This window comes from Olivibacter sp. XZL3 (genome assembly GCF_004368405.1).
In the GTDB taxonomy this organism is placed as follows: Bacteria; Bacteroidota; Bacteroidia; order Sphingobacteriales; family Sphingobacteriaceae; genus Olivibacter.
The window spans coordinates 1-10877 of the sequence record NZ_SBJH01000083.1 but is presented as its reverse complement, the minus strand read 5'-3'; the positions used below and the strand labels follow the sequence as shown (position 1 = coordinate 10877).

Genomic DNA, 10877 nt, shown 5'->3' with positions numbered 1-10877 from the left:
GCGGATATGGGCTTTAAACGCAATAAACACCCCTAAATCTAATTCAATTTTGAGGGGTCAGTATGCGCCAGTATATCCAGTGAACGGGGTATATCTAAAATTTGGTAAGGGCAGAATTGTCATATTTGGAGACGGGGCACCTTTTTCGGCACAGCTTCAAGGCGTCAAAAGTGAGAAAAGGGGCATGAATCATCCTGGAGCAACACAAAACGCCCAATTTCTGTTTAATATTATACACTGGTTGGATAGAAAGTTATAGTATCTCATTATCTAACAAAACAGCGATCTTTTCTTTAATCGGGCGATAGTCTCCCTTAAAACCCTTTTTATGGAAGACATCGTACAGGTATCCCAATAAAATGAACGATGGTCAAATTTCGTTACTTCCTAAAAGCTCAAGTGCTTTATTTATTTTTTCATCCTTTAGCATATTATCCAAATCGTCTCCACCTATTACTTCAACATCGGGAACAATGCTACTTTTATAAACCTTGTTATTCCTGTCCACAACATAATCGGTTGACAAGTTAATACCAGCGTATTCGTTGATTTAATGGCAGGATTGGCTGCGTCACACAGTCCCGCACATTGCCCGCAGCCATCCTGAGAAAGAGGGGATCAGTCAACAAGAAGCGAGGCACTCCGTGCCAAAGGCTTTTATTATTTTACCACTCGCCCGAGTGAACTCGGCTCGCCGTAAAATAACAAAAGCCCCTGCTTCGCAGGAGCTTCATGTTGACTGGTCGGGGTGGCAGGATTCGAACCTACGACCTCCACATCCCAAATGTGGCGCGATACCGGGCTACGCTACACCCCGAACTTTCCGTTTACTCATGGTATTCTTCGTAAACGGAGTGCAAATATAGAATTTGTTTTGTAATAAATAAAATTTATTTATCAGTTTTTTTCGCGCCTATCTGCAAAAGATTTCCAATCAATTTCCCGGTACGTTTCAAATTCTCCACATTGCATTCTTTTAACGCTTCGAGCGGCAAAACATCGTGGTTGATCGGAATCAGCACATCGAAATAGTGTGCTAATTCCGCGTCTCCATTGAGCGCAATACGACCGGCTACGCCAATTACCGGGATGTTCAACGCTTTCGCTCTACAAGCCACCCCGAATGGACCTTTTCCGTCGAGTGTTTGCCTATCAATAGCTCCTTCGCCTGTAATTACCAGCGCTGCCTTTTCAAGTTGTTTATCGAAACCAACGGCATCCAAGAAGTAATCGATCCCATTCACTAATTCTGCGTCTACCATAGCCCACAAACCCGCGGCGGTTCCGCCGGCAGCACCTCCGCCTACAAGTCTGGCCGCATCTTTCTTTAATTGTGTCGTCCAAACGCAGTTTAGGCGTTCCATGAAATCGTCCAACAACTCTACCTGATCGTTTGAAGCACCCTTTTGAGGGCCAAAGACAAAGGCGGCACCCGTCCTGCCCAATAACGTGTTCTTTACATCTGTTAATACCGTAAACTCACAATACTGAACGCGCGGATGTAATAAGGACAGGTCTACCTGATGGACGTCTACTAATGCTGAAGGATAAGCCGTTAATTCCTCCCCCTTGTCATCTAGAAATCGAGCACCAAGAACACGCAGAATACCGCAGCCCCCATCCACCGTTGCCGAACCACCAAGGCCTATAACAATATGTCTCGCTCCCCTATCAAGCGCGTCCAATACCATAAGCCCTGTGCCCACACTGTTCGTGCGCATCGGGTTTAGCTCATTAAGGGCCAAAAGTCGAAGGCCAGATGCATCCGCCATTTCTATATATGCGGTATCGGTATGAATGTCATAGCCATAGCTGGCTTTTATCGGCCTACCCAAGGGATCCACGGCTTCTACCTCCGCCGACTTAAGCTTCAAATGTCGACTTAACAACTCCATGGTTCCATCCCCGCCGTCACCAATCGGAAAACATGTAACGGCACCGCATCCACTGGATTCCAGACCTTCCGCTAGGGCCGAAGCTACCTGATCTGCCTTAAGGCTGCTTTTAAATGCATTGGGAGCGATGAGTATTTGCATAACTTATTTCTTCACTGGATTTTCTACTTCAATTTTAGGCGGTATTAACTTGTATACCACGGGCGTTACAATCCGTGACAAGAGCGTTGAGCTAATCAATCCCCCTATCATAACGATGGCTAAAGGCGCAATCAGCGGATTGCTCGACCAAGCAATGGGCAACAAACCACCTATAGCAGTTAATGTCGTCAGTATGATCGGTAAAAATCGGATTTCGCCCGCCTTCTCGATCGCTTCGTTCAATTCCATCCCCTCCCGCCGTAGTTGGTTAGTGAAATCCACTAACAGAATGGTGTTTTTGACTTCAATACCAGCCAATGCCACAATACCGATCGTCGCAACAAAAGACAAGGTGTTCCCTGTGACCAATAAAGCTAGCACCGCTCCCACGATACCTAAGGGGATTACCGAAAGTACAATCAGCGTACTCTTAAACGTCTTGAACTCTAACACGAGTACGGCGATAAATAAAAATACGGTAACCATAATGACTGTTCCGAAACCGCCGAACGACTCTTGCCTACTCTCCACTTCGCCGCCCATTTCGTAATGGTATCCAGCAGGCAATTCCATTCCGTCCATTTGCTTAATCACCTCATTTATAACCCGGTCATTTAAGTATCCCTTCTTTACAAACGCATTAACCGAAATGGTTCGTATCTTATTGATATGATTTATGCTGACCGGCGATGACTCAAAACCAATAGCTGCTAACTGCTTTAATGGTATAGCGGCCCCCTGAACGTTGTTGACATAGAGATTATTTAAGACAGACAAATCGGGATAGGCGGCCCTAGGTACGCTGAGACGAATGCGGTAGTCGTCATTGTCGGATGCAGGATTTGTATAAGTGGCTAAATCGACGCCCGCTAAAGCCATACGGACGGTTCTATCGATAGATGCGCTCGGCACGCCCAAGCTTAATGCTTTCTCCTTGTTAATCGCTAATCGAATATCTGTCTTGTAGTTCTTGACGGGATTATTTACATAAATGGTACCTTCTGTTGCCTTCAACGTTTGTTCAACTCGGGCAGCCAACGAACGTAAGGTATCGAGGTTTTCGCCGAACAATCGCACTTCCACAGGCGAGATAATGGGGACGCCCTGTTCAAAGTCCTTCACTTCCACTTTAGCGCCCGGATAAGGTGTCCATTTATTCCGTAAACGCTCGATAAGGGCTACTTTTTCATCCGATCTGATATCTTCCTTAAGCTGCACAAAAATTTCGGCAAAATCGCTCCGTTGATTTTGTTGAGCGACATTGTAGTAAATCCGGGGGTTACCTTTGCCTACGTTGGTCGTATAATACTGCACCTGGGGATTTGCCTTCAATTCCTGCTCAATTTGCCTCGTAATGCTATCGGTATAAAATATGTTAGCTTGCTGCGGGGCAGAGATGTCGATCAGAAATTGCGGCTTTTCCGAAGCAGGAAATAAGCTAAAACCGATTACAGGAAGCAATCCCAGCGACCCCACAAAAATAATGGCCGCCACCAATATCGCTAACCATGGCCTTTTAAGCGCTTTGTCCAATAACACGGCGTAAGTACCATGAATTACCCGTTGAAACGCTCTTAACACCGCATTCCCTTCTGGATTTTCGTGTGCTTTCAGCAAGCGGCTCGAAAGAAAGGGAACTACCGTTAGGGCGATAATCATGGAAGCAACGACCGTACTGATGACGGCCACCGGCAAACTTCGGATAAAATCACCCGAAGCTTCTGGCATAAACATGAGCGGCATGAAGGCGATGACCAGGGTTGCCGTACAACCTAACACAGCCATGGTGATCTGACCGGTACCTTTTATGGCGGCGTCAAGCCTGGAATGTCCTTCCCGAAGCCATCGTTCTATATTCTCGACCACAACGATGCTATCATCTACTAAAAGGCCCAGTGCGACTACAAAGCCTACGATACTTAACTGATTTAAACTGAAACCGAAAATATGCAGCAACACCAAACCTATGGATAGGGAAAGCGGGATCGCTATCATCACGACCAGAGAAGCTCGATTACCTAGGGGCAATAAGGTAATAAGTACTAAAGACACGGCAATTAGGAAATCGACACCTAAGCCACTGAGTCGATGATTGACATTCTCCGCCTGGTCAAAGTGCAATACTAAATCCATGTTTTTAGGTAAGCCTTGCTTAAACTTCTCAATAATGGGAAGATAGGCCTCCTGCGTTTTACTGATGTTTTCGCCCGATTTTTGAGCAGCGTTTATAAGCAGACAACGGTAACCATTTAAGCGCGTAATGTGATCGTCCGGCGCAAAGTCGGGATAAATGTCTGCCACATCCTTTAGCAACACGTTTTTCCCTTCCCGGCTAAAGACAATGGTATTTCCAATTTCGTCCATACTTTGATAGTTGCCGCTCGTTTTTACACTGAACGACTTCCCTCCTCCCAATACGCTCCCGCCCGGAATGTTGGCGGCTTCACTTTGGACGGCGTCCATTACGGTGTTGAGCGGAATATGCATCTGAGCCAAGCGGTCGGGATGCACATCTACGCGAACCAACTGTTCGGGTAAACCACTTATCTTTACCTCTTTTAGCGACGAAACTTTTTCCAGTTCGTCTTGTAGATCTTCCGCGACTCTCTTCATCGCTTTCCGCGAGGCATTTTGCGATATCAACGCTACTTGCAGTACATTCACGCCGCTAGGCTCTACTTTTTGAATGTCTATGCTGTAGATATCCTGCGGCAACTGTGGGCGTAGCGCGCCGACTTCCCGCACGAGCTCTTGATATTTGCTATCGTAATCGCTTTCAAATTTATATTCTACCGTCAAAACCGCCAATCCATTCAGAATGGTGGTTTTAATCCGCTTAATATCGTCTAAACCATAGATCTTTGTTTCCATTGGTTTCACCACGAGCTCCTCCATATCTTTCGGACTCGTTCCCGGATACACTACGACTACTGGAAACATGGGGGTCTGCATCTCTGGGTCTTCGGCCCTCGGCATGCTCAACATGGTGCTTATACCTACTACCACCACCATGATTACCATAATCAAGGTAAACTGGTTGTTTTTTATTGCGTATGATGAAAGGTTCATTTTTCTCAGCTTTCGGCCTTTAGCGATCGGCTATCGGCCCTTAATACCTATTCTCATTTATGTTATTTGCGCAGTCAAAAAGCGCTTCGCTTTTCTACGCTGAACTACTCAACCACCTTGATCGGCGATCCATCCGTTAAATAAGCGCTTCCGGAAATAATCAGTGATTGCGCATCCTCCAATCCTTCGGATATAAGGACGTCATGCTGCTGAATGGCGTCTACCTTCACCTCCACTTGCTTGGCCGTTTTTTTGTCGTTCGTCACGAAGACAAAGGCTTTCCCCGCATCGCCATCTAGGAGCGCATCAAAGGGTATTTGCCAGTATGACCTACTTTGTTTGGCATGGATTACGGCTTGGGCAAACATGCCTGTACCGATTTTCTTGCTGTAGTCGCCCGGAGCGAGTTTAAGCATCACGGTGAATACGCCTGAGGCCGGATCAATGCCTTCTGATTTCTTATAAACCAGCGCCGAAATTTTACTTCCAAGCACATCCGACGAGACAGTAGCGGAATCACCAAGGGCAATGCTCGCCCACTGCTGGTCGCTCACACCTACTTTCAGTTGCCAAGTGCTCTCCCCGGTCCTATTCAGTTGAAGTACGGCGGTTCCAGGGCCAACAACTTGTCCGTCATTTACAAATCGCTTCAGTACATAACCGGATGAAGTCGCCCTGATCTCTGTCTGACTTTGATTATAGTTTGCAGCGCGCAATTGCTCTTGTGCAATACGCAGAGCGGTTTCGGCATTCTGTAGCTGTTCCAAGGTGGCAACGCTGTCTTTAAACAAAGCCGCTGCCCGTTCAAAATCGCGTTTCGCTTTTTCCGCTGATAGCTTGGCCTGACTTACGTTAGCTTCTACCTCTGTGGGATTTAAGCTCGCCAGCAGCTGGCCCGCATTCACGGCGTCTCCTTCTTTTACATAAACCTTACTGACGACTCCACCATTTTTGAATGAAACCACCACCTCATTATCCGTAGTGAAAATACCGGAAGTTTTAATTTGCTGCACACTCGCTTGCTGTGTTAAAGCGAGTAATTTAACTGGAATGGTGTCATCTTTAAGACCTTCGGATGATTGATCGCTCGCGTTTTTGCAAGAAGCAAACAGAGCTGAGATTAATAATAGCGAACAAAATCTGTGCATAACATTAATTTTTTAGCGGATAAGTGGCTGTTTCTCTTTCCATCTCGGCAGCAGCCATCAAGACCTTGTATTTATTCACGAGTACAGCTAATTTAGCGGCGGTTAATTGATTACGTGCATCAATCGTTTCTATATAGGTATTGCTCCCTGCTTTATACCCTTTGTCAATTAAGCGTTGATACGATGCAGCGGCCTCGAGCTGCTTCAATGAGGATTGATAATTTTGATAGGCCACCACTAAGTTATTTCTGGAGACCTGGGCACTCACTTCCAACTGCTGTCGTACATGTGCTTGATTAAGTGAGGCATCAGCCAATTCCAATTGCGATTGCTTGACCTGCATGCGATTTCTATTGCCACTATACAGCGGTAGGTCAAACTGTAATCCCAACATCAGGTATCTCGACTGGTTATTAAAGCGCATTTGCTCGGCCTGAGATCCCAAGTCTACAAATCCGCTGATTTTAGGAACAGCAAATTTTCGGTTCATTTTAACGATGTTCTCATTAATGGCAATTACCTGTTGGAGTGATTTCAGCTCTTCGCGCGATTTAATATCGGGCGCCAGCTGAAGTAGCCCAGACGCTTTTTCCAAGGCTGCGTCCGCATTGTAAACCGTATCAATTGAAGCTTCCCCGTTCCTGTTTAACAAGGCGTTAAAATACAAGCGGGCATTTATTTGTTGCTGCTCCGCTTCGGTCACCTGGGCTCTGACTTGCTCAATTTCACTATTTGCCCGTAATACATAGGCGGGTAAACCTTTGCCATTTTCTAGCAGATGCTGGTTAACTTGCTTAGACGCTTCCGCCAGTTTGAATGCCGATTGATAAATTTTGACTGCTTGAAGTGCATTCAAGAAACTAAAATAAGCCGATTTGATATTCTTTACCAGTTCACGCTCGTAGGTCTGTACTTCGAATTCCTGTAGCGTAACCTGCTGTTCGCTGATCCGCTTATTATAACCTATATCGGTATTAATAAGGGGAACCGTCGTTCTAATGCGGGCATCGTAATAGTTTTTAGGCAAAAAGTTAATCGACTGATTGGCTAATTGCGGGAAATTTTGGGAGTTGGTCAACTGATTTAAAGTCGTATAAACCGGATTCATCAGATCGCCTAAGGGCAACAGTATATTCCGCCCGCCGGAAGCCGTGCTGTAACTACCCTGAAAGGCAACGCTCGGTTGATACATGCTTTTTGCAACCTGAAGAGCCAGCATAGCCTTATCCAAGGAAATGTTCTTTTGCTTTAAAACCAAGTTATTCTGCCTGCCTTCTTCAATATAGTCATCCAAGGTATTTGTCTGCCCTTTCACCCAAAAAGGAAAGAATAACAGCAAAGAACATACTAATATAAACGGTGTTTTCATTATTAACAGTGTTCTTTAATAAACAAAAAAATTAACTCTTTATCTGCTCCAAAAATTTAACGTAGCTATTAAAAGCCACGTCAAGAATTTGGCTACCATCCTGCACCTCTATCAGATGTTTCTCTACTACATGCCTCATGTGTCCGTGCATATTAAGGGTGCATAAACCATGTACTGTCGACCAAACCAACAGCGAAAACATTTTGGTATCGTGGTTCTTAAAATAACCCGACCGCTGACAGTCGGCAATCGTATTAACCAAAAAATTAAAGGCTTCCACGCCGTCTTCCCATTCTTCATTGCCTTCTCCACAAACAGTTTGAAGAAATTCCAAAGGTTCCTTCATAACAAACATGAGCTCATAAAACTCCCTGTTTTCTACTGAAAACTGTAAATAAGTACGTCCCATTGCCTTTAATCGTTCAAAAGCATTTTCCACATTACTGAGTGCAGAAAACTTGCTGCGTAACTCTTTAAATCCCTCTTTCTGCAAGGCATAAATAATATCGGTTTTGTCTTTATAATAGAGGTAAATGGTTGTCGGACTGAACTCGATCGCCGAGGCGATTTTCCGAATCGACGTAGCCTCATAACCCTCTTTTAAAAACAATACTTTAGCCGCGTCTAAAATGCGTTGCCTTAAATCTTCCTTATGCCTTTCTTTACGTTCCTTAATTCCCATTTTCAAATTCAGAATAACACCACAAACATAATTAACACTGTTAACAATTGCAAGCATCACCAAGATTATTTCACAAACACTTCGTCTGCTTGCTTTGAAGCAGGTTTGCTGGGCTGAAACTTGCCATTGTTTGCTTTTCCAGCGTCGCGCTAACCCTTACAACATTGTTACACCAATCTCCTCCCGAACAAATGCAAAAAGCTTTACCTTCGTTTAATAGAATCAATCGCCCAAAATCTGCATAAGCTCAATTAGGCAATAGACATTTGGGCATCTATTAAAAAGATTTATTTATTTTTAAACAGCAGATTCAATTTGCCAAATTTCTACAACAATTAATTTAATATACATGAAGTACTATTTCCCTTTGCTGTGCTGTGGCTTTGCCCTTGCTACTTTTCAAAGCTGCACGCAATCTGAGAAGAGCACGACGCTCACGAATACACCGGAAAAACTGATCGATCCAGCCAATATGGATACCACTGTTAAACCGGGGGACGACTTCTTTCATTATGCCAGCGGCGTGTGGCTTAAAAACAACCCCGTACCTGCAAAAGAAACACGTTGGGGTAGCTTCAATCAATTACGCGACTTCAATGCGAAAGCAGTAAAAAGCATATTAGAGGAGGTTTCGAGTACAAAGGATGTCAAATCAGGCAGTGCGGAACAACGCGTTGGCGACTTCTTCACCAGTGCTATGGACAGTACGAAAATAGACGCCGTGGCAGAAGAACCGATCAAAGAAGACTTAGCCCGTATTAACGGCATAAAGGACCTGAATGGCGTCATCAAAGAAATCGCCTTTCAAAGAACCGCAGGAATTGGATCGCCACTTTATAATTTTCAAGTAGGTCAAGATAGAAAAAATACGACCGCAAATATTGCTCAATTTGGACAGGGCGGACTTACTTTGCCAGACCGCGATTATTACCTGGTAAACAATACCCGCAATCGCGACGTCAAACAGGCTTATGAAACTTACGTTCAACAATTGTTCAGTTTGGCGGGTACGGATGATGCAGAAACGGTCAAGAAATTTGAACAATTATGGGATCTCGAAACAGCTCTTGCCAAAGTGCAATGGAGCCGAGAAGATATGCGCGACCCATATCGAACGTATAATAAACTTACTTTGGCAGACTTAAAGAAAACGGCGCCTGCATTCAATTGGGAGGAAACTTACAGCACATTAAAGATTGAGGGAGCAGACAGCGTCATCATTAACAATCCGTCTTTTTTTAAGGAGGCTTCCAAACTATTGACAAGCAAATCCATCGAAGAATGGAAAACTTACTTACAATGGAACCTTCTCAAAACGGCTGCACCTTACTTGAGTGCGCCATTTGCAAATGCCGATTTTGCGTTTACACAAGCACTGACTGGCCAAAAGGAGATGACACCTCGTTGGCAACGGAGTTTTGAGGTTATCGATCGCTCTATTGGCGATTTATTAGGCCAATTGTACGTTGCGAAGTACTTTAAACCGGAAGCGAAAAAAAGAATGGTCGAATTGGTAAAGAACCTTTCTGAAACCTATGAAGAACGGATCAAGACGCTTGATTGGATGAGTGAAACGACTAAGAAAAAGGCAATTGAAAAGCTTAATGCCTTTACGCCGAAAATCGGCTATCCAGACAAATGGAAAACATACGATGGTTTGGAAATTAAAAAAGATGATTACTTTGGCAATATCCGCCGGGCTAGGATCTGGAGCTATAACGACATGGTAGACCGACTCGGCAAACCGGTCGACCGGACACGTTGGGGAATGACGCCTCCTACGGTGAATGCTTACTATAACCCCGCGAATAATGAAATAGCCTTCCCGGCAGGTATTTTACAGTTCCCATTCTTTGATTTTTCTGCGGATGACGCTATTAATTACGGCGGCATTGGCGCGGTAATCGGTCATGAAATGACACATGGTTTTGACGATCAAGGACGGCAATACGCGGCTGACGGGAATTTGAAGGACTGGTGGACTAAAGAGGATGCAGACAGCTTCAAAAAACTCGCAAACAAAGTAGTCGAGCAATATAATGGCTATACCGTGCTCGACACACTACATGTAAAAGGAAAACTTACATTAGGAGAGAACTTAGCCGATTTAGGTGGCTTGGCAATGGCCTATGCTGCGTTCAAAAAGACACCGCAGGGACAGTCTGATGAAAAAATTGACGGTTTTACGCCCGACCAGCGTTTCTTCCTATCTTGGGCACAGGTATGGCGGATGAACACAACGCCGGAAACAGCCGCTCAATTGATTCTGGTAGACCCACACGCTCCGGCTACAGCACGGACAATCGGTCCCTTAGTCAATATGGACGCCTGGTATAAAGCTTTTGATGTAAAAGAAGGCGACAAGCTATACAAACCGGAGAGCGAACGAATTCGCGTTTGGTAAGAACGGTTTAAGGTGAAAGGTGTAGGGTTTAAGGTCTAGAGAAGTGTCATACCTTACCTACACCTTAACCTTTTTTAACCACCTTAGAACCTTGTCATGTCCTAAAAAAAGTAGACACTTTTATTGTTGTTGATTAAGATGTTGGAATGTGGGAAACTCCAGAGGAGTT

At 44.7% G+C, this 10877-nt stretch carries 8 protein-coding genes and 1 tRNA gene; 2 read left to right on the top strand and 7 right to left on the bottom strand.

Translation table 11 applies throughout. The features are described from left to right. The coding region (locus EPX21_RS22960) for a hypothetical protein (protein WP_206106100.1) at positions 1–259 on the top strand (259 nt) is incomplete at its 5' end. Positions 260–370: 111 nt separating this feature from the next. Here the strand turns inward: EPX21_RS22960 and EPX21_RS22780 are convergent. From EPX21_RS22780 to EPX21_RS17780, 7 genes are all read right to left on the bottom strand, one after another. Beyond that, positions 371–508, bottom strand: coding sequence for a hypothetical protein (locus EPX21_RS22780; protein ID WP_166670807.1), 138 nt, complete (start codon positions 506–508; stop codon positions 371–373). A gap of 232 nt (positions 509–740) precedes the next feature. Next, positions 741–817 (bottom strand) — tRNA-Pro (locus EPX21_RS17805). A gap of 73 nt (positions 818–890) precedes the next feature. Then, a complete protein-coding gene (locus EPX21_RS17800) occupies positions 891–2036 on the bottom strand; it encodes a glycerate kinase (RefSeq protein WP_134091036.1) in 1146 nt (381 codons plus the stop codon). Between the two features lie 3 nt (positions 2037–2039). Continuing rightward, entirely contained in the window at positions 2040–5105 is a 3066-nt protein-coding gene (locus EPX21_RS17795; protein ID WP_134091035.1) for an efflux RND transporter permease subunit, read from the bottom strand. Between the two features lie 104 nt (positions 5106–5209). Beyond that, a complete protein-coding gene (locus EPX21_RS17790; protein ID WP_134091034.1) occupies positions 5210–6253 on the bottom strand; it encodes an efflux RND transporter periplasmic adaptor subunit in 1044 nt (347 codons plus the stop codon). A gap of 4 nt (positions 6254–6257) precedes the next feature. Continuing rightward, positions 6258–7622, bottom strand: coding sequence for a TolC family protein (locus tag EPX21_RS17785; protein WP_134091033.1), 1365 nt, complete (start codon positions 7620–7622; stop codon positions 6258–6260). A 31-nt stretch (positions 7623–7653) separates the two neighbouring features. Continuing rightward, entirely contained in the window at positions 7654–8361 is a 708-nt protein-coding gene (locus EPX21_RS17780; RefSeq protein WP_240768722.1) for a TetR/AcrR family transcriptional regulator, read from the bottom strand. Between the two features lie 292 nt (positions 8362–8653). Between EPX21_RS17780 and EPX21_RS17775 the strand changes: the two genes are divergently transcribed. Next, entirely contained in the window at positions 8654–10708 is a 2055-nt protein-coding gene (locus EPX21_RS17775; protein ID WP_134091032.1) for a M13 family metallopeptidase, read from the top strand. The last annotated feature ends 169 nt before the right edge of the window (positions 10709–10877 follow it).